The sequence below is a fragment of the Acinetobacter sp. Res13-Abat-PEC15-P4-01 genome (assembly GCF_015676285.1).
GTDB lineage: Bacteria > Pseudomonadota > Gammaproteobacteria > Pseudomonadales > Moraxellaceae > Acinetobacter > Acinetobacter nematophilus.
Genome location: NZ_JADAIN010000038.1, coordinates 177,662 through 199,215, shown reverse-complemented (window position 1 = coordinate 199,215; position 21,554 = coordinate 177,662). Strand labels below are relative to the sequence as shown.

Below are 21,554 nucleotides of genomic sequence, written 5' to 3'. Positions count from 1 at the left end.
TGATCATTACCAGAGCCTCCTGAAAGGGTATCAACTCCATCACCACCATTTAGAGTGTCATCGCCTGCACCACCTAATAGGATTTCTGACTTAGATGTTCCATTTAGAACATCTATACCACTAGTGCCAGCAAGATATACAAATGCTGTTGAATATTTAGCAAGGAAACTATTGATTTCAACTAATGTACTATCATCAAATTTTTCATAATTCTCAAAAATAAGTGATTGAAGACCATCGAATCCCTTCTTAGGAATATCACTATACACATTCGAAATATGGTCAGTAAATTCAATTAATTCAATAAAAGTATTCTTAGTATCAAATGAGAACTTTGTCTCAAATAATGTCTCAACATTTTTAAAATTCTGAATATATCCAATGTCACTGTTATCTTTTAAAATCCATTCTTTTTCTATTTGATCAGCATAATTCTGATAAATTGCAGTTTGCCCATAAAGACCTTTATAAATAGAGAAAGTAATATCATCATAAATATTATTAATTGCTTTAGTTGTCTTGATAATATCGTCTTCACGAATATAAAAGAGTTTTTCTGTTTTAGTTCCCATAAAGGAATCAATAACACCAACTTTAGATTTAGCTGCATTAAAAGCAGATTGAATTGCTGGATCAACCTTATCAAAACTAATCGTTGGTCCTCTATTTCCACCAGCAATACCTACACCCTGTCCATTCGAACTTACCATTGACTCCCATAATCCTTCTGTATATTCATGATATGAAGGGTCAGTTTTAGCCCATGCTTTTAATAAGGCAGGTAATAATTCTCTTTGTGCTTCCGTTGTTTGTGCAGACTCATACTGTCTTACAAGTTGTTCGAGATTAGATGATTGAGCCATTGCTTCATGGAGATCACGAACTCGACCATATCCTTTTAAATCTGGCAGATCTTGTATTTCTTTATTTACTTCAATTCTATTCGTGAATTCACTATAAATTGAATCAAAACTAAAATTAACATCTCCCATTGTATGGGTAGTGCCATCCATTTTCTCATAAGAGCCAACTTGAGTAAGGATGTTGTTTCCTGCCAAAATTGTATTTGTATCCTTATAATTTACATTTAAAGACTTAATCCCTAAATCGGTTAGACTAAATAATTCATTTTCTTGGCTTTTACCATCTTGATTTAAATCTCTCCAAACTTTCAGTTTATTAAAATCTTCGTCATTAGCATCAACTTTTCCATTCTTATCTGTATCTAAATCAGCTAAAGCATCAAAACCATGTTTCGCTTTTTCACCATTTTTAAGACTTGTGTTATCACCAAAGACTTCTGTGCCATCATTAATGATACCATCTCCATTACGGTCTAAAACTAGTAATCCATCATGTGGACTTACCCAACCCGTAGCAGTCTTAAGCCCATCAGCATCATTATCAAACAATGCACCATTCAGCTTATTGTGTGCAACTGTTTCAATACCATCACCATCTAAATCCAAGATAAGAGGGTCATAGTAGTAATGATGCCCTTCACGGTTTAGACCAAACCAATCTTTGATAAAATCTGGAGTAACATCATCTACCCATTTTGAAATATTATTTGGATCGAATAGTTTATCTAGCCCAAAAGGTAAATCGATACCATTTTCAGCAATATGATTATAAAGTTTATATAAAAGCTCCCCTACAGCTTTACCTCCCTGATAAGCACCGTATAAGAGAATACCCGCTAAAACTACCTCACCCAATACTGGTACACCAAGCAATCCAGCTATAACAGGCACTAATTCTGCGCCAGCAGCAAATATGACTGTTCCTATGACGGCTTGAGGTCCATATTCTTGTGCTTGTTGTTGAAATGGTTTCCAATTACCAGTTTCTAGGCCAACAACCAATCCTTCAAAGGTATTATTCAGAAAATCGGCTGCCATAACACCTGCGCCAACCTTTCCACCAATCAAGCTGTCACTTAAATATTTTCCTAAATTGTTGGCCATTTCAGGATTAAGTTTAATTTGCCCATTTTCAACTTGGAGCATATTATTTTTAATGATTTGTTGAGTATCTTGCCTTACTGTTTCTAAACTCCCATTTACAAGTTTTAGTGATTTATTTAATGCATCTGCTACAACTTGAAGGTCTACATACCCACGTTGCGATCCAAGCTTTACATCTACAATTATAGATTCTTTAGTTCCCTGAATTTTTGTAATTTCTGCATCAATAATGACTTTTTCAGCTTGTAGCCTAGAAATTTCATTTTGAATATTTGATTTTTCAGCATCTGAAAGCGCGTTATTTTTTAAAAATTCTGTGAGTTGATTTGTTTTTTGTTGGTTTTTGATGAGATCAGCAGAGGAATTCACCAACTTTTCATAAACACCAGAAGGTGGCTTATCTGTAATACCATTTACATAAGCTTTAGCATGCGTATAGTTTTCTATAATTATTTTTTTATTAGTGTCACTAAGACTACGATCCCCATTAATTAATTTTTCCAAATCATTTCTCATCGCTTCCGTTAAAGGAATTGAATCGTAAGATTGGTTTTTTATAATCTCAATAGCTTCAGCTATAGCCGTTTTGGTAAACTCCACATTTCCAGCACTTGTCTTACCTTCGTTATTAACTGTTACAGTTTCATTTGCCACTTTCGCATATTTTATGTCATTTTCAGCAAATGTTTCTAATCGTGTTTCTGCCTGTTTAAAACGCTCTGAATCGGCATTTTTTAATTGCTCCACCGTTATGGCATGTTGATCTAAATAATTATTGATACTTTGTTTAGCAATGTCTTTATCGCCATTTAAGATAATTTCACCACTAACCAACCCTTCTCTAAGAGTTACCTGCAAATCAACAATTGCTAGTTTTTTTTGATCGACCGTTAAATTACCATCAATTATAATTTCCTTAACCCATTGTTTAACAGCCTTATTATATTCAGGATGTTGAGTATAATGCTGTGATGCACCAATCGGAATATCAGAAATAGGGTGTCCACTGTCTTGTAAAGCTTTCGCCATCTCTGCACGATCAGCATCAGAATATAAAGCAATTCGATTATTAAATGATTGTAAAGCTGTATTCTTATAGGTTTTATCTGTAACTTGTGATGTATCACTCCCTAAAAGATCATTTAATTCTTTCTTAAATTCACTATTAAAGAGTTCAACAGGTAAAATATGATGGACTTGGAAAGAAGGTGAAGAAGCCATATGTATTGTTCCTAATTTTTTATTTTCTAATTGTTTTTATTTAAGATCACATAAAAATAATTGCCATGCATCACTCAATTGAGCTTCATCTAAAGCTTTCTTAAGTTCATCAGACATAAAAATTGAATTATCAAGCTCAGGATCTCTCCATAAATCAATATCGCATTCAACAGCCTCTTTTTTTATGGCAATAGCATGATCTGCATAGTCCGCATGGTATAACTCAAAAAGTTGATAACCGTTATGTCGAGTATTTCTATATTTTGTTAATTCTTCTGTGCAATACTCAGGACGTAAATAACTTCTTAATTCGGTAATATTGAAAAAATAATAGGTTTGATCATTTACCAACTCATTGAGCTGAATATCAAAAAAAGATAAAGGGTAGAGTGCATTTCCTCCTAAACGAAACTTTTTCAGTACATTGGCACACTCTTCAGTGAGAATCACAAAGCCATCTTGGGTACGAAAAAAGCTAGGTAGTTTAACCGTTTTTCCAAAACCATGTGCATACAAAATAGTCGGTACATTAGCAGGGTCTAGCCTTTCACCTTTATGATATCGTTTAATTATTTCTATACTCTTTTGAGTCATTTCTTTTTTTTTCTCTTTTTCCTCTGCTGTTGCTTCTGCCCTGTTTAGTTTATTAAACTCTGGATAATCAAATAACCCTGGAAAAGTTAACTCAAATACCCGATAGTTTTCATCAAACATAATCGTTGTTGTCCATACATTATTAGACATATTTTCCTCTTTTAAGTTTTAGTAAAGTTAGTACTGAAATATTAACATTAAGCACATTTTTATAAGTTAAAAATGCTATCCCTACGACAAAATTTGTCGTGTTAAAAATAAGCTATCAATTTCATTCACTCTTTATATTAATTACATACAGATATATTGTTAACAAAAAATTAAAATTATTTTACATAAGTTTCATAATTTATGCTTTTCATGAATTTATGTACCTTTATCAAAATGACAGCAGATACATCACGTCTTCATGATATTCACATAGGTTATGTCGTTATATTTTGTTATCATGTGTCGCAAGAATCGCTAAGCTTTTGAATTTCTAAAATAGAAAATGACAACTTATGTGTCATCTGACGACGCGCGTCACGTGACACAAAATATCATTGATAAAACCACACATACTTGTGGTTTTATCAAGTTATATAAATAAAATCAATTCGTATTGAAATTACCAGAATCTTTAAAAATATTAAAAAATGATAAAACCTTCTTAAAAATAATTGATAATTCCCATCTATTTCTACATTAAAGGCAATGATGATGTTTATTCACATGCGCATATTTTTTTTATGCAAACAATAACATCAACAACCTATAAAAAAAACCGAGTTGGTTATACAACTCGGTTTTAAATAAAGAACCATCAATCTTTTTGAAGGCAAAAGAATATGCCTATTAAAGACCTGTCAGCAGCGCAATTGCGGCATATTCCATGACTTTTTCAGCAATGATCAATGCCAAGATTGCCAAGATAGGAGAAAGATCAATCATTCCCATATTCGGCATAATTCGACGGAACGGCGCCAATAATGGCTCTGCCAACTCTTGAATCACTTCAATATAAGGCGATCTTGATTGAGTAAACATCACCACCCAACTTAAAATAATTGTCGCAAAAATTAAATAACGACAAAAACGAATCAAGTCCTGAATCATGGTCACAAAAGTAAGAATAATGAGGTGTACAGGACTGTTTGGCATCGCACCTTGCAAATACATCATGCCGAAAATTTTTAGTAGGTATAACACCACAACCAAAACCAAGGCAGCAGTATTGACCCGCCCTTTCGCCATCGTTGGAAAAATTCGGCTAAATAGATCTACAATTTTGGTTGCCTTGACTGTCGACATCACCACAGGATTGTATGGACTGACCATCGCCAATTGCATTAAAAAACGAAAGAATACGAGCAAAATCGCTACGTTAATAATAATGCCAAAAATTTGCGCAGAATTTGCACCCATACTTGAACGTTCCTAAAATCAAAAATTATTTAATACTGTCGCTTAATTCTTGAGCCAATTCCTGACTACGCTTCTGCGCAGCAGCCAAAGCTGTTTGAATATTTTGAGAGATTTGAGCGCGATCAAATACTTCTAAAGCCGCTTGAGTTGTACCATTCGGAGAAGTTACGTTTTTACGTAAATCAGATGGAGCGCTAGAACTGGTAATTGCCATTTGTGCTGCGCCCAATGCGGTTTGCAACGTCAATGCTGTTGCTACTTTTTCATCCAACCCCATATTTTTACCCGCACGGATCATACTTTCCATCATATAGAAGAAATATGCAGGACCTGAACCCGAAACTGCGGTTACAGCATCAATCTGTGCCTCTGAATTTACCCAAATGGTTAAACCTGTTGCCGCAAGAACCTGTGTGGCTAATTCACGGTCTTTTGCAGTCACGTCTTCATTGGCATAGATACCATGCGCACCAGTCTGAACCAATGCAGGCGTATTCGGCATTACACGAACAATTCGCTCACTGCCTGTCAAATCTGCAATTGTTTTAATTTCAGCACCTGCAACAATCGAAATCAGCAGTTTGTCATCCAGCAGCCCCTTCAACGGCTTCAGCACACTTCCTAAAACTTGAGGTTTTACAGCAAATACAACAATATCTGCATGTTTGATCGCTTCGATATTGTCCTCAGTGACATGGACATCTTTTTCTTGCAACAACAGTCGAATTTTTTCAAAGGGATCAGAAACTGTAATACGCGTAGCAGGTAATCCACGACTCAATAAGCCACCGATTAGGGCTTGAGCCATATTCCCACCACCAATGAAAGTAATATTACAATTTAAAGCTGCACTCATGAATCACACTCGACCTTAGTTTTTATCTTAGAGATTAAATTTGGTTGCCAACCACCGACTTCACAGTATTCCGACTGTGCCAACCAAAAACCATTTGGTGTAAACACCCCAAGCATAACATTATCTACACTTAATATTTGAATTGTATGACGCATCCACGGAAAAATATGTGCTTCTTGAATCGCCTTTTTTAACGGCCAAGTACCTATTCTGCCATAAAGATGAATTTTTTCACCACCTAAACGTGGTTTCAATGTCAGCTTCTGGTCAAATAATGCAAAAGATAGACCTATTTTAGAGCGTTCAATCTGAAATACACCAGATGTGAATTGTAGTTGCTGATGAAGATGAAACTGAAATGTCTGTTCGGGAACTTGCTGTTTCGATTGAGCCGCTAAATACTGTTGTTGTTCTACCCGATATAAATGATTTTGGTAGCGTAAATAGTAGAAATGATTCCAGTGTAATGCTGCTTGCGAGTCTGTTTTAGAGTTTATCACTTCATCCTGTAAGCGTTGCACCATTTCAAAAGCTGGTCGATAGGTGTCCTGCCCTTTCATCCAGGAAGATAAAAGCTGTCGCTGTCTAGCCAATGACAATTGCTTGAGTTTTACTAAATCAAGCTTTTCTTCATCTCCACAAAAAAGGAGATCTTGTTGCAGCACATCATTGAGAATTTCATTGGCGTCCTGCATCAAATAACTGGTGCGTGCCAATGCCTGTTGCATTTTGGGATAACGACTTTGCAAAATATGCCAAAGTTCATGCCTACACCACGCACGATCATACTGTGTATCGAGATTAGTCGGATCATTGACATAGGCAATCTGTAACTGTTGCACCCATTGGCAAATCTGCTCACGTGAAATATCCAATAATGGTCGCCAAATGGTCAACTGTTCACGCTGATCTTTTGATTTCATCGCAGATAATCCTGCAACACCTGCACCTGACAATAGCCGTAAAATCAGAGTTTCAGCTTGATCTTGTTGATGATGGGCGAGTACCAATACTTCATCAGTTTTGATATGTTGTAGATAAGCATCATAGCGGGCTTGGCGCGCTTGATTTTCAAGATTGCCTGCTGCAACCTGTACATTTTGAATAATGCAGGGAATTTTTAAGAGGATACATTGCTGAGCAACAAACTCAGCCCATTCATCACTGGCGGTTTGTAGCTGATGGTTGACGTATATTGCACGAACGTGGTGAGGGAAAAACTGTGCCATCAAATGCAGTAATAGCATGGAATCCATGCCACCACTGCATCCGACAAGAAAATGGGTATTTTCAGCAAATTGGGAGTGCTGTTTTAAGAAGCAAGACCTAAATTGTCGCTGCCAAACTTCATTAAACGTTGATAACGTGCTTCGCATCGCTCTTCCGCAGTCATAGGCTGTAATTCATCAAGCGCTTGTTTTAACACATCTTTGAGTTTTTCCATAACCTCAAATGGTTGCAAATGTGCTCCCTCGCCTTCATCGACCACATATTCAACCACACCCAATGCTTTGAGTTTGTCTGCTGTAAGTGCAAGTGCCTCACTGGCTTGTTCCGCTTTGTCCGCTGTTTTCCATAAAATAGAAGCACAGCCTTCTGGTGAAATCACTGAATAAATACTATGAGACAGCATAACCACACGATCTGCCACACCAATTCCCAATGCTCCTCCAGAGCCACCTTCACCTAAAACTGTTGCAATAACAGGAACTTTAAGACTTGAAAGTTGCGCAAGACTGGTTGCTATCGCTTCTGCTTGTCCGCGTTCTTCAGCACCAATACCCGGGTAAGCCCCCATCGTATCAATAAATGTAAATACTGGAAGATTAAAACGTTCTGCCATGTCCAACAGACGCTGTGACTTACGATAACCTTCTGGATTACACATCCCAAAGTTATGTTGTAATTTTTCACGGGTACTACGACCTCGATGCTGACCAACAACCATGACAGGCTGACCATTAAAACGCGCCAAACCACCGACCATTGCACCATCATCACCATATAGGCGATCACCATGCAAGGTATCGAATTCAGTGAAAATTTCGCCTACATAATCCAAAAATTGCGGGCGTTCAGGGTGACGTGCAATTTGAACCGTTTTCCAAGCTTTAGATTGAGCAGCTTTATTTTTCATAAGTCGAGTATTATCCCTAATTCACCGATGCCTCACACATCGGAAGTTCAGGATCAAGTGCTATTGAATGGTTTATACAATTCATTCAATCAGCACATGACCTTTAGTTAATCGATAAACTGTTCCGACTGAATATTCAATTCAATGTCCCAATGCTTAAATTGCACTTGCTCATCATGCAAATCTGCAACCAGTAAAGGCCATTGCTTGGCATCGCCAGAAACGCTGAGTTGCCATTGTTGCGCATTATCCACTGTCAATTCAATGGCAGGAAGCATCTCATCACTGCGACTGTGATTGAGTAAAACAGCGAGACGGAGGAGCAAACACAGATGTATTAGCTTGTTTCCGCCTACTTTTAGCACATCAAGTTTGGCATCTGTACGTAATTTACGACGATGGTGAGCGACCAAATGTGACAAATGGTTCTGATCAATTTGTGAGAAACCAGGAATATCGGAATGCTGTAAGAGATAAGCACTGTGTTTTTGATAACCACTATGGCTAATCGCCAGACCAATTTCATGTAAATAAGCTGCGCGACGCAACAGATCGCTGTCATCACTATTTAAATGTAAGGTATGTGCGACACCATTAAACAGATGTTGTGCTGTTTCAACCACGCGTTCGGCTTGTTTGGCATCTGCACCATAACGTCCCACCATCGCTTGCACACTGCGGTCTCGGATATCTTCATGTTGAAAACGCCCAAGCAAGTCATACATGACACCTTCTCTTAGCGCACCATCCGAATAGACCAGCTTATCAATATTCAGAACTTCGAAAACAGCATAAAGAATTGCAATACCTGCGGGTAAAACAGCACGGCGATCTTCTTTTAATCCATCAAACTCCATATCGGAGATATGTTTAAATTTTAGAAGTTTATCTTTTAATTTTTCTAAACCTTCTCGGGTTAAATTTTCTTGTTCATCACTCCAGCCCATATTGACAGCAATTTGGCGACACGCTTTGATGGTTCCACTCGAGCCAACCACAGTATCCCAACCTGCTGCCTTATAGGTATTGGCGATCGACGAGAGTTCTTTACGTGCAGCGACGACTGCTTTTTCAAAAGCTTTGCTGTTGATATCGCCTTCTGGGAAATAGGCTTTGGTAAATGCAACACAGCCCATTTGTAAAGATTCAGTATGAATTGGCTCAAATTCCTCACCAATAATCAATTCTGTAGAACCACCACCAATATCAATTACCAAACGGCGCCCACTGTTCACCATGGTATGAGAAACGCCTAAATAAATTAATCGTGCTTCCTCGCGTCCTGCAATGATTTCTATCGGCTTAGGTAGAATTTCAGCAGCTTTTTGAATAAATTCATGCCCATTTTTCGCTTGACGCAACGCGTTGGTTGCAACAATTCGTAAACGATTCGGCTGCACTGAGCTTAATCTTCCCACAAAACGTGCCAGACAAGCTAAACCTCGTTGTTGTGCTGCTTCAGTTAAGTTTTTATTCTCGTCCAATCCAGCCGCAAGCTGAACTTTTTCTGACATCGAAGCAACTTTTTTAACTTCACCATGATCCACGCGAGCAATTGCTAAATGGAAGCTATTCGACCCCATATCGATGGCAGCAAGTAATTCTTCATCAATCAAAAAATCAGACATTATTTATACAAACTCATACTGAATTGTTGCTTAGATTAATTCACATGCACGTTTTTTAAAAGCCATTTATTTAGACAATTTGATGAGTCATTATTTTTTCAGCATATATGACAATTATGTGACAATGAGATTGAGTTTTCTAAGGAACCGATTGTAAATATCGTGAGCATCAATTGGACATTCTCATCAATAAGAATGAAAATTTAAATATTCCCCTACATTGTTAAAGATGTCTATGTAATACTTAGCCTCATAGATTGATTCATCTTTAAAATATTTTTGGAGCAAAATCCATGTCTGGCAATATCGTAAACACAACTGATGACAACTTCGCAGCAGACGTACTTGAATCAGATATTCCTGTAATTGTAGATTTCTGGGCAGGTTGGTGTGCACCATGTAAAGCCATCGCACCTGTTCTGGAAGTACTTTCTACAGAATTTGAAGGTAAAGTAAAGATTGTTAAAGTCGATGTGACTGCATGTGAAGCAACTGCGGTCAACTATAATATCCGTAACATTCCAGCATTATTGATGTTTAAAAATGGTGAAGTGGTTGCTCAGCAAATCGGTGCTGTACCAAAATCTAAACTTACGGCTTTCATCGAAGAAAATATTTAATCTGCTGAATTTATAGATTATTTATATAAATCTGCAAAAGCAAAAAATACGCTTGATTTTCTAGCGTATTTTTTTTCGACTATAATTTGACAAACTTGTTGATCTCACTTATATTTCATGCTCAAGGAACATAAGGATTCTCTGCCTGTTTCTTAAAGGACAACACATAAGATCGCCGTTCGGCAACAGAAATTGTTTTACATATTTCTCCTCGAAAGAACTACATAGACTCTGAGTTTGTTTTTGTGTCTATACAACATCAACTCACCTATTGCACTGTTGGCGACTTTTGCTTCTTTTCTCTTTATCTGTGTTCCACACATCCTTATTCAATCTGACCATTTATGAATTTAACTGAACTCAAGAAAAAACCGATTGGCGAACTCATTAAAATTGCTGAGTTTATGGGCCTTGAAGGAATGGCTCGTAACCGTAAGCAAGACATCATTTTTGCCATCCTGAAGCGCCATGCAATGAATGGTGAAGAAATCTTTGGTGATGGTGTTCTTGAAATTTTGTCTGATGGTTTCGGCTTTCTACGCTCGGCTGCAGGTTCTTATCTTGCAGGTCCTGATGACATCTATGTAAGCCCATCACAAATCCGTCGTTTCAACCTCCGCACGGGTGACACGATTACGGGTACGATTCGCCCACCCAAAGAAGGTGAACGTTACTTTGCATTATTAAAAGTTAATCAAATTAACTACGACACACCTGAAAATTCACGTAATAAAATCTTATTCGAAAACTTAACCCCACTGTTTCCCACTGAGCAATTGGTGATGGAACTAGGCAATGGTTCAACGGAAGATTTAACTGCGCGTGTAGTTGACTTAGTTGCTCCTATTGGTAAAGGTCAACGTTCTATTATTGTTGCACCGCCTAAGGCGGGTAAAACAATGTTATTACAGAACATTGCACAGTCTATTGTACGTAACAACCCTGAGTGCTTCTTGATCGTTCTCTTAATTGATGAACGTCCAGAGGAAGTGACTGAAATGGAACGTACTGTTCGTGGTGAGGTTGTTGCATCAACATTTGACGAATCTCCAGCACGTCATGTACAAGTTGCCGAAATGGTGATTGAAAAAGCCAAACGTCTCGTTGAGCATAAGAAAGATGTGGTGATTCTACTAGACTCAATCACTCGTTTAGCACGTGCTTACAACACTGTTGTGCCGTCATCAGGCAAGGTATTGACTGGTGGTGTAGACGCACATGCGCTTGAACGCCCGAAACGTTTCTTTGGTGCTGCACGTAACATTGAAGAAGGCGGTTCACTGACAATCATTTCTACTGCTTTGATTGAAACAGGCAGTAAGATGGACGAAGTGATCTACGAAGAATTCAAAGGTACCGGTAACCAAGAGATCACCCTTGATCGTCGTATTGCTGAAAAACGTGTCTTCCCTGCCATGAATATCAAGAAATCTGGTACTCGTCGTGAAGAACGCCTCATGAGTGAAGAAAACCTACGCAAAGTTTGGATCTTACGTAAACTTCTTCACCCAATGGATGAATTGGCTGCGATGGAATTCCTTCTAGATCGTATGAAAGAAACCAAAACCAACGATGATTTCTTTGATCAAATGAAGCGTAAAGCTGCAAACTAATCGCTATAAAAGTCAAAAAAGGTCACTGATACAGTGGCCTTTTTTGGGTTGACAGGATTTACATAAATATACAATTGCTGATTTTTGGCGTAACAGTATTTTGCAAATAATTGAATATAAAAATCACACTCCTATATTTTTTATATTTTTTAATAACTTAATTATCAATAATCCAATCTAAAAGTGCGAATTAATTGTAATTAACTGTTAAAAAATCATCATTTTTTCATCAATTTGGTCAGTTTTTTTCATCTAGACAGTAGCAATTCAAAATGCGCAGTGATAGCATATTCGCATACCAGTTAGACTGCTCATGCAAAAAGCAAAAAACAGGCTAACTTGGGTTTTTTGTCTCAATTAATTTTATGAGAGTGATGCCATGTTATTCAAAAAAATCGCTATTGCTGCTGCAGTTGCTACTACTTTAGCTTTCGTTGGTTGTGCTAAAAAAACTGAAGAAGCTGCTGCTGATGCAAACGCTGCTGCTTCTCAAGCTGTAGAAGCTGCTTCTGAAGCTACTGCTGCTGTTGACGCTGCTGCTGCTTCTGCAACTGACGCTGCTGCTACTGCTGCTGCAGACGCTACTGCTGCTGCTTCTGACGCTACTGCTGCTGCTGCTGACGCTTCAGCTGCTGCTTCAGCTGCTCAATAATAATCGCTTAGATTATTATCAAAAAAAGAGAACCTTTGGTTCTCTTTTTTTTGCTTTTAATTTTATGTGTTATTTTCAACTTAACTGACTAATATTTAAATAATAAACATTGATACAACCAATCAATATATCCCCGCCAGTTTAACCCCCTCTTCATTTAAAGTCTGCCAATCTCCCTTGTTGACATATACTCACTCGATCACTCTTCTCTCACATGAATCATTAAAAAAATGAGCTATTTGCTTTTTTCATCAAAACGCCTGATTGTTCATAGAGGGGGTTGGGTTTCAATCATTGTTATCCAATGAGTTGTATGCTTTCTATACAATTTTTTAGAAGATTTTGATGATTCATTTCTCTGTACTTCCAATCCTAGAGAATTTTCTCTGCTGCGGTGACATGAATGTCGCCATGTTAAACAGGAGTATGTGAACAAAACCAAGCACTGCTTTTTTACAGTACAGGTATACGATTAAGCCAATAATGGGTTAAGCAGATTAAGGCATTGCCTAGCAAATGCATTGATACTTTGAAAGTAAAGAGTTTTCCAACAGATGGATGAGATGAGATCACATCAGCGTGAAATTAAACACCACGCCTGTTGCTACAACGCGCTTGGATATTCAAGTCCATCACACCTCTATATCACGCTCCCGATGCATGATTCTCGAAAGCAAATATTGAGTAAGTCATAAAAAACCCCAAGCAAAGTGGCTTGGGGTTTTTTCAGAATCAAGGTGGAGGATTAGCCTTCTTGTTCTGTGCCTACACGCTGTCTAAACTTCTGTCCTGCGCGGAACGTAACAACTCGACGTGCCGAAATTGGAATTTCTTCACCAGTTTTAGGGTTTCGACCTGGACGTTGACGCTTGTCACGTAGTTCAAAATTACCAAAACCTGAAAGTTTAACTTGTTCGCCTGCAATTAATGCTTGGCTAATTTCGTCAAAGAACAACTCGACCATTTGTTTTGCTTCACGACGGTTTAAACTCGTAAGCTCACTTAAATGATCAGCCATTTCTGCTTTTGTTAATGCTGTCATGAGGCCCTCAATGTCGCTTGGTAAGTGCTTTCTAACACTTGAATGATATGATCCATACCGGATTTAATTTCAGCATCTTCAAGTGTACGTGATGGATGTTGCCATAACAATGCAAATGCCAAAGAGCGCTTACCTTGCTCAACACCTTGCCCTGTATACACATCGAATAACCATGTAGAGTCTAAAAGCGCTCCACCGGTTTTTTCAATAAGTTGCTGAATTTCACTGACATTAATCTTATCATTAATTACAAGCGCAATATCACGTCTAACCGACGGAAATCGTGATAATTCTGTAAAATTAGATACATAAGTTTGCAAAACAGCCGATTGATCAAGTTCGGCAACCCAGGTCGTGCTCAAATCCAGTGCATTTTCTAAAGATGGGTGTAAACGTCCCAAATATCCGATCGATCTTCCATCAATTAAAATTTCTGCTGACTGACCTGGATGCAACCACTCTCGTTCAGAACGTACGTATTCAACCTGAACCCGTCCAGCAGCTAAAACTTCTTCGACCTCTCCTTTAAAGTCAAAGAAATCCATAGGCTGTGCTTTGCCATGCCATGATTCCGATTGTTTTGAACCCACAGCAATCATTGCCAAAGTTGGAATCTGGTTCAAGTCATCAATAGTTTGAGCATTTTGATAATCAAAACGTAAACCTAGCTCAAAAAAACGCACACGGCTTTGTTGACGGTTAATATTGTATTGAACGCAAGGGATCAAACTAGACAGCAAAGTAGAACGCATCACTGCCAAATCACTTGAAATTGGATTTGCCAATGCTAATGGATTAACTTGAGAATTTAATTGCTTTTCAAGTTTTAAATCCGCAAAGCTAAAACTGATTGCTTCCTGATAGCCTAAAGTCACCAATGTTTGACGCAGTTGAGCCAATTCAAACTGATCTTGATGTTTGGCAAGTTTGACATCAATCACAGGTAAACTGATTTGGATATTGTCATAACCATGAATACGTGCAACTTCTTCAATTAAGTCCTGATAAATGGCCATATCATAGCGATGTGATGGAGGTACGACCGTCCACTCACCCTCAGCTTTGACTGTTACCACACAACCTAAACGCTCAAGTGCATCGGTAATAAATGCTGATTCAACAGGATAACCAAGCAATTGATCAACTTGTGCTTGAGTTAATTCAATGGCTTCACGTTGAGGTAAAAGCTCTGCACGTTCAGCCACAGTGATTGGACCAAATTCACCACCTGCCAAACTTTGAATCAATTGTGATGCGCGATGCATCGCGATCATTGGCAATTCAAAATCCACACCACGTTCATAACGTTGTGATGCATCCGTATGTAAGCCATAACGACGCGCACGACCTGCAATATGCAATGGTGCAAAGAAAGCAGATTCAAGGAAGATCTCTGTGGTTGAATCTGTCACAGAAGAAGATAATCCCCCCATGATCCCGGCAATAGCTAGAGCTTTTGTATCATCGGCAATGACCATGACGTCTTCTGTCAATTCGATTTCTTGCTCATTTAATAAAACAAGTTTTTCGTTTGCTGTCGCTTGACGTACATGGACTGAACCTTGAACTTGACCACCGTCAAAAGCATGTAATGGTTGTCCTAACTCCATCAGAACATAGTTGGTAATATCCACCAAAATACTGTGTTGACGAATACCTGAACGTGCCAAAGCCTGCTCCATCCATTCAGGCGTAGCAGCCTTGGTATTGACATTTCTGATGACTCGACCTAAATAACGTGGACATCCTTCAGTGCTGACATGGACTTGTTTTTGATCCGCAATGGTTGCAGTCACTTCTGTAATTTCAGGAGCTGTCACTGGAAGTTGGTTAATTACACCAATTTCACGGGCTACACCACGCATACTGAAACAGTCTCCACGATTTGGAGTAATGCTGATATCGATGACATGGTCATCCAGATTTAAATACTCACGAATATTTACACCAACCGGTGCATCATCGGGAAGCTCCAACAGCCCATCGATTTTATCTTCAAGATCAATTTCCGAAGCACCGCATAACATCCCTTGTGATTCAACACCACGTAGCTTACCTTTCTTGATTTTAAAATCACCAGGAAGTACAGCTCCAATTGTCGCTACGGGTGCTTTCATGCCAACACGCACATTCGGTGCACCACAGACGATTTGCAGAGGTTCTGCTGAACCAATATTTACGGTAGTCACACGTAAACGATCTGCATCAGGATGCTGAATGACCGTTAAAACTTCACCCACCACAACACCGGTAAATGGTTGAGCAGCGGGTACAAGTTCATCTACTTCAAGCCCCAACATAGTGAGTTGATCAGATAAAGTATCACTATCAATTGCCGGGTTAACCCATGTGCGAAGCCAATTTTCGCTAATTTTCATTTTTAAAACCTATATTCAATATCTATGAATTCCTCTCTGACTCCCTTTGAAAATCAGGAGCCCCTTCCTCTTTTTTGTCTATGACATCGCTCTCTGTTGAGTAGAGGTCAGGGAGAGGTATAAATGTGTTAAGCAAATTGGCGTAAAAAACGCACATCGTTTTGATAGAACATACGTAAATCGTTAATGCCGTAACGCAACATTGCAAAACGTTCTACACCTAAACCAAAGGCAAAACCTTTATATTTTTCAGGATCAATACCCGCTGCTTGCAATACATTTGGGTGCACCATACCGCAACCTAGAACCTCCAACCAACGACCACGCTCATCCATGATATCCACTTCAGCACTTGGCTCAGTGAACGGGAAATATGAAGGACGGAAACGGACTTTCAAGTCTTTTTCAAAAAACTCGTTTAACAAGTTAATCAGCAAGCCTTTTAATTCTGCAAAACTGGTATTTTCAGCAACGTACAATCCTTCGATTTGATGAAACATTGGTGAATGCGTTTGATCAGAGTCGCAACGATAGACACGACCAGGGCATACAATACGGATCGGTGGCTGATTGTTTTCCATGGTACGGACTTGCACGCCAGAGGTATGCGTACGCAATAAATGATTAGCATCAAAATAAAACGTATCGTGCATTGCACGTGCTGGATGATGACCTGGAATATTCAGTGCTTCAAAGTTGTGATAGTCATCCTCGACTTCTGGACCAGTTGCAACAGTAAAGCCTGCTTTGGTAAAAAATTGGCAAATTCGTTCCTGAACTTGAGTAACAGGATGAATACTCCCGACAGCCTGTCCACGACCCGGCAAGGTAATATCAATGGTTTCACTTGCAAGCTTTTGTTCTAGAGCCGCTTTTTGTAATTGCTCTTGGCGCTCAGTCAATGCTGTAGAGATGGCCTCACGTACTGCATGAATCGCTGCACCCTGAACTTTACGTTCTTCAGGATCCATTTTACCAAGTGCCTTAGATTGTTCCGCGAGCTGGCTTTTTTTCCCTGTAAATTGCACTCGTACTTGATCGAGTGTTGCAAGGTCTTGAGCTGCTGCAATCGCAGCGAGCGCTTCAGTGGTCAGGGCTTCCAGTGACATAGTAACTCTCAAAGCAATATTTTAGAAAAATAATATAACTGCATATTCTAACAGTTTTTATGCAGTTGAATGAAGTTTCCTCCTGACGAAAAATACGATTAGTCACAACTAATTCCCAATAATTTGTATATTTCCATGTTTGAATACTGTTGAAACGCTAGAACTCTGATTTATAAACGGTATAAAATAAATCCAATGTCACTGAGATCTATAAAAAATGGCACTTGATCAAATCTGGAAACGCCAACTTGCACTCGTCACTTATGGCAATCAATATCTTAGCCAAGAAATTAGTTTTTCTCGTTGGGTGAACCACGCCATTTTTAATCATCACGCTTTTGGCTTTCGAGATTTAATCACCCAACATCTTCTAGCCCAACATTTTCAAATCTGGCTTGAGGGTCTAAAAAAGCAAGGCGTATATCGCATCAGCTTACATAGTTCCAGTCTTTTGAATGATGAACAAAATCCCAATGCGAATGTCGAATTATTGGCGATTCCTCACTTTATTGTCAGTCACGAATCTCAAAAGAAAACCGCTTGGATTTTTGGTAAAGAGCTGCCGGAATGGTATAGCGCAGACAATGACTATGAAGCGCCAGAACTGCAACGTGCAAATATTCGAACAGAAATATTCTGGCGTTATGATCTTAATGCAAAACTCATTAAACGCATCGAGCAAGATCTCGTTACACCAAACTGGGATGATATTCAGGTATACACGGACAATGAATTGTTTGACAGTCAATATGCCAAAGGTTTTACGGAACCAGTAAACAAAGACTTACCTTATTATGGTTTAAATAGCAGTGAATATATCGCGGATGATAGCAGTCTCAAACTTGCCCTTTTCCCAAGTGATGATCAAGCTGATTATGCCAATGAAACCCTATACCGTTTCGATGCACTTGAAGAATTTATTCTGGCAAAAATAAAACATCCCTATGATGACAATGCGCAAAGCCTTAGTCCAGAACAACAAATGAATTTACGTCACTTCTTACAGAAGATTGAAGATTTAAAAGCAAAATTTATTGTTAAAGTTGCCAATCACTATCAATCGGCGCGTTTAACCCCTAAAGCCATTGCATCTCCATTTGACACCGTTGAGGACATTAAAACTGAAAAACGCCAATCTTTTAGTGCCCATCCCGCCCATACAAATCATGAACACAAACCCGCGAAAACTGGCGTTTTTGCTTTAATTGTCGTGACTATTCTTATCTGTCTGGCTGCTTATTATTTTGGATTGTAAACCTTAAACATCCGGATAAAACCAGTACTCAAGAGAAAGCAAGCCTAAAGTTGCTTTCTCACTTCCATCAATGCGAATCCCAATAAATTTAAACCTTGCCATTTCAGTGGATTCATTGCATCTGTATGATCAGCAGCCAAACCAATCCCCCAAATCCGATCCACAGGTGAAGCTTCAACAATGATTTGCTCAGAGGTACTCAACAAAAATTGTTGCAGACTCTTATTTTGGGAAAACTTTGCCAGATTTCCTTGAACCACAATCTCATAACGATGCGCAATCCAAATCTCATCTTGATAATTTTTGACCTGACGCCCTAATGCTTTGATTTCCTTCGGATCCTTTGTCAATAAAATTTTCTGAAAAACATTTTCATCCTTAAACAGTTTGGCTTTCTGCGCCATCATATATTGTTCGGTATTTTGATAATCAACACCATCAATGTTAAATTTTGCTGGAAACCATTGGCTTAAACAGCTCTTGTCTATCTTTTCTTGCGTCTTTTGACGATGCCCCCAAAAACACAAATAGCTATATTTTTCTCCACGCTTTATCTGTTCTTGTAAAGTTGTTAATAACTCGGAATCGTTCATTTTATTTTCCTGTCTGTCTTTCACTTCTCTTTTTAACCGATGCAAAACAAGCATCATAATTACTATAAATCACTGATTCAATAGCGGTTTCATCATATCACCTTAAAAATCAGGACTTATGGGATTTGATGTCGCTCAATAAAAATACAGTTCACTTCCAAATCAAAAATGATCACAAAATGATTAGAAAATCCTTCATCATCAAGCCTGTTCCAATGATTTGTAAAATTTAGCCAAGCATAAATGACTTAGCACGAACGTAAAAATTGATCGCAATCTTTTCGGGATTTCAAATGTATAAACTGAATATGTGAATATTGAGGATCATTCATCATTGCAATATATTGCCGGCGATTTTTTTGGTGAGTTTTAATCATCCACCAAATAATTGAATCCGTACTGAACATTTTACTAAAACTCTCACGATTATTCGAATGTTCCCAGAGCTTCTTGTTAAAAATTGCCCGTGATAGCGCACGTTTTATAGATTGGCAAAGATTGATATGAAAAGGAAGGTCTAACCAAATAACAGTATCAACAGCCTGCCATTTGATAGGTGTTGTTCGCGTATAATTTCCATCAATTACAAACCCATTGCCGGCCAAATCAATTGCCTTTTGAATTTTCAAGAAAAAAGCATTGTCTGGAGTTTCTTCCCAATCATCAAGCCAAAACAAATCATCCAACTCGATATAATTGAGTCGTAGTTTCTCAGCAAGCTTTTTTGCAAATGTTGATTTACCAACAGCAGAGGTCCCCACCACATTAATTTTATTCATTGCAATTCACTTCTTAATAAAAAAAAGCAGCCCCATCAGCTACTTTTTATCACAAGAATTTAAAAATATTTTATTCAACTGAAAGATCAACTTTCAGAAAAGTGGACGGATCGTCAAAATCACTTTATGTTCATTGGCATGCTGATTAATATAGTGTTCAACAGCAGTAACTTCGCCTTTCACTTCAGCATCTGCACCATACATCACTTTTAAAGTTTCACCGATTCTTGGCAATAATTGTAATTCAACTTCAATGGCACCTTGCTGCAAACCCGCGATTTCTACACGCATAAATACTCCAGAATATTTTTACTTTATCCTTCTACTGTATGCGAGCTATTTTAAAATCTATAATACTTTCACGTTGATATTATGTAATAACTTCACGTTTCTACTGCACCTATTCAAATTTTTATTCAGTATGTTTATCTCTAGGCTCTTTCATCAGTCAGGTCATCCCCATAATCTAAATCATCTTCATCCACATTGAGATAGTCAGGCGGTGGCGTAATATCGAATCGAACAGCATTAATGTTTTGGTGGTTGAGTAATTTTGCCTTGGCAACGCGATGCATCCCATCCATGACTCTTCCATCTGCAGACAGAAGAATGGGATAAGCAAAATCTGCTGCTTGGATCAGTTGAACATGCTCAAGTATTTGCTGTGTCGTTGGGTGTGTATCTGGAAACCAATACGCTTCATGAAGTTCCTGTATCTCGGATAATAAAACCTCATGAATTGGCAAGTCTCTGCTCAATGCAACCAAATGGTGTACATCCCAAATATAAGTATCGTTCCCCACACGGCGGAAATGATATTGCCTACGCATAAATGCTCTATAACCTCATGATTAAAAATTAATGCTATTCAAACGCCAACATTCAATCATAAAAAAGACCGCTAAAAAGCGGTCTCTTTTCAATCATCAAAGATGATTAAGCAGCTAATGCACCTTTAGCTTTTTCAGCTAAAGCAGCAAACGCAACTGAGTCATGCATAGCAATGTCAGCAAGTACGCGACGGTCGATGATCACTTGAGCTTTTTTCAAGCCATCGATCATACGGCTGTACGACAAACCATTTTGACGAGCACCAGCATTGATACGCGCAATCCATAAAGCACGGAATTGACGTTTCTTTTGACGACGGTCACGGTAAGCGTATTGACCTGCTTTAATTACTGCTTGGAACGCTACACGATAAACACGTGAACGCGCGCCATAGTAACCTTTAGCACGAGCAAGAATTTTTTTATGACGGCGATGAGCCTGTACACCACGTTTTACACGAGCCATTTATAATCTCCTTAGATGTATGGGCACATACGACGAACTGAATTCATGTCACTTACGTGAACCATGACACAACCGCGCAATTGACGAATACGTTTAGCAGATTTTTTGGTCAAAATGTGGCGTTTGAACGCTTGTTTACGCTTGAAACCGTTAGCAGTCGCTTTGAAACGCTTAGCTGCACCACGGCGAGTTTTTAACTTAGCCATAACAACCTCTTTAAACACCTGTTCGGTACGTTCGCACCATTGCGAATACGACCTGCAGGTAAGGGAGGCAATATTCTAAATCATCTCTGTATAAAACAAAAGCAAAACCTCGCACTATTTATTGGTTATTCAATGTAATTTCCGATGAAAATTCCATCATTTTTTATAAGGAGAATCCACATTTAATCTTTATAATCGTCA

The 21,554-nt window shown here is 38.5% G+C and carries 19 protein-coding genes and 1 pseudogene; 4 read left to right on the top strand and 16 right to left on the bottom strand.

Translation table 11 applies throughout. The features are described 5' to 3' along the window. The 7 genes and pseudogenes from IMO47_RS15030 to ppx form a co-directional block, all read right to left on the bottom strand. Positions 1-3,188 (bottom strand): annotated as a pseudogene (locus IMO47_RS15030) (hypothetical protein); the annotation flags it as partial. 36 nt (positions 3,189-3,224) lie between these two features. Continuing rightward, the gene (locus IMO47_RS15025; protein ID WP_196075402.1) at positions 3,225-3,932 is read right to left on the bottom strand and encodes a hypothetical protein; all 708 of its coding nucleotides are present in this window, start codon (positions 3,930-3,932) and stop codon (positions 3,225-3,227) included. A 687-nt stretch (positions 3,933-4,619) separates the two neighbouring features. After that, the gene (locus IMO47_RS15020) at positions 4,620-5,189 is read right to left on the bottom strand and encodes a YggT family protein (RefSeq protein ID WP_004827896.1); all 570 of its coding nucleotides are present in this window, start codon (positions 5,187-5,189) and stop codon (positions 4,620-4,622) included. Positions 5,190-5,214: 25 nt separating this feature from the next. Beyond that, positions 5,215-6,045, bottom strand: coding sequence for a pyrroline-5-carboxylate reductase (gene proC, locus IMO47_RS15015; RefSeq protein ID WP_196075401.1), 831 nt, complete (start codon positions 6,043-6,045; stop codon positions 5,215-5,217). After that, a complete protein-coding gene (gene tilS, locus IMO47_RS15010) occupies positions 6,042-7,421 on the bottom strand; it encodes a tRNA lysidine(34) synthetase TilS (RefSeq protein WP_196075400.1) in 1,380 nt (459 codons plus the stop codon). Before tilS ends, proC begins: the two co-directional genes overlap by 4 nt. Further along, on the bottom strand, positions 7,358-8,182 hold the full coding sequence (locus IMO47_RS15005; protein ID WP_196075399.1) for an acetyl-CoA carboxylase carboxyltransferase subunit alpha: 825 nt from the start codon (positions 8,180-8,182) through the stop codon (positions 7,358-7,360). Before IMO47_RS15005 ends, tilS begins: the two co-directional genes overlap by 64 nt. Positions 8,183-8,289: 107 nt before the next feature. Further along, entirely contained in the window at positions 8,290-9,810 is a 1,521-nt protein-coding gene (gene ppx, locus IMO47_RS15000; RefSeq protein ID WP_196075398.1) for an exopolyphosphatase, read from the bottom strand. Positions 9,811-10,103: 293 nt separating this feature from the next. Here ppx and trxA point away from each other — a divergent pair, with 293 nt between their 5' ends. From trxA to IMO47_RS14985, 3 genes are all read left to right on the top strand, one after another. Further along, positions 10,104-10,430: a thioredoxin gene (trxA, locus tag IMO47_RS14995; protein WP_004827886.1), complete on the top strand. Its 327-nt coding sequence runs from the start codon at positions 10,104-10,106 to the stop codon at positions 10,428-10,430. A 344-nt stretch (positions 10,431-10,774) separates the two neighbouring features. Beyond that, the gene (gene rho / locus IMO47_RS14990) at positions 10,775-12,043 is read left to right on the top strand and encodes a transcription termination factor Rho (protein ID WP_004827884.1); all 1,269 of its coding nucleotides are present in this window, start codon (positions 10,775-10,777) and stop codon (positions 12,041-12,043) included. A 379-nt stretch (positions 12,044-12,422) separates the two neighbouring features. Next, positions 12,423-12,695, top strand: coding sequence for a hypothetical protein (locus IMO47_RS14985; RefSeq protein ID WP_005030898.1), 273 nt, complete (start codon positions 12,423-12,425; stop codon positions 12,693-12,695). Between the two features lie 745 nt (positions 12,696-13,440). Here the strand turns inward: IMO47_RS14985 and IMO47_RS14980 are convergent. From IMO47_RS14980 to pheS, 3 genes are all read right to left on the bottom strand, one after another. Then, entirely contained in the window at positions 13,441-13,737 is a 297-nt protein-coding gene (locus IMO47_RS14980; RefSeq protein WP_004827881.1) for an integration host factor subunit alpha, read from the bottom strand. Further along, the gene (gene pheT, locus IMO47_RS14975) at positions 13,734-16,115 is read right to left on the bottom strand and encodes a phenylalanine--tRNA ligase subunit beta (protein ID WP_196075397.1); all 2,382 of its coding nucleotides are present in this window, start codon (positions 16,113-16,115) and stop codon (positions 13,734-13,736) included. Before pheT ends, IMO47_RS14980 begins: the two co-directional genes overlap by 4 nt. Before the next feature lie 128 nt (positions 16,116-16,243). Then, positions 16,244-17,224 (bottom strand): phenylalanine--tRNA ligase subunit alpha, encoded by a 981-nt coding sequence (pheS, locus tag IMO47_RS14970; RefSeq protein ID WP_196075396.1) that lies wholly within the window; start codon positions 17,222-17,224, stop codon positions 16,244-16,246. A gap of 217 nt (positions 17,225-17,441) precedes the next feature. Between pheS and IMO47_RS14965 the strand changes: the two genes are divergently transcribed. Further along, positions 17,442-18,479 (top strand): hypothetical protein, encoded by a 1,038-nt coding sequence (locus tag IMO47_RS14965; RefSeq protein WP_196075395.1) that lies wholly within the window; start codon positions 17,442-17,444, stop codon positions 18,477-18,479. 44 nt (positions 18,480-18,523) lie between these two features. Here the strand turns inward: IMO47_RS14965 and IMO47_RS14960 are convergent, their stop codons facing one another. From IMO47_RS14960 to rpmI, 6 genes are all read right to left on the bottom strand, one after another. Next, complete coding sequence (locus IMO47_RS14960; protein WP_196075394.1) at positions 18,524-19,072, bottom strand: NADAR family protein; 549 nt, start codon at positions 19,070-19,072, stop codon at positions 18,524-18,526. A 248-nt stretch (positions 19,073-19,320) separates the two neighbouring features. Continuing rightward, positions 19,321-19,851 carry an adenylate kinase gene (locus tag IMO47_RS14955; protein ID WP_196075393.1) on the bottom strand — a complete coding sequence of 177 codons (531 nt, stop codon included), beginning with the start codon at positions 19,849-19,851 and terminating at the stop codon, positions 19,321-19,323. Between the two features lie 93 nt (positions 19,852-19,944). Continuing rightward, the gene (locus tag IMO47_RS14950) at positions 19,945-20,142 is read right to left on the bottom strand and encodes a hypothetical protein (protein ID WP_004827866.1); all 198 of its coding nucleotides are present in this window, start codon (positions 20,140-20,142) and stop codon (positions 19,945-19,947) included. Between the two features lie 140 nt (positions 20,143-20,282). Continuing rightward, on the bottom strand, positions 20,283-20,681 hold the full coding sequence (locus IMO47_RS14945) for a hypothetical protein (protein ID WP_196075392.1): 399 nt from the start codon (positions 20,679-20,681) through the stop codon (positions 20,283-20,285). A 106-nt stretch (positions 20,682-20,787) separates the two neighbouring features. Continuing rightward, positions 20,788-21,147: a 50S ribosomal protein L20 gene (gene rplT / locus IMO47_RS14940; RefSeq protein ID WP_004723060.1), complete on the bottom strand. Its 360-nt coding sequence runs from the start codon at positions 21,145-21,147 to the stop codon at positions 20,788-20,790. Positions 21,148-21,158: 11 nt separating this feature from the next. Next, positions 21,159-21,353, bottom strand: coding sequence for a 50S ribosomal protein L35 (rpmI, locus tag IMO47_RS14935; RefSeq protein WP_002054552.1), 195 nt, complete (start codon positions 21,351-21,353; stop codon positions 21,159-21,161). Positions 21,354-21,554 lie beyond the last annotated feature (201 nt).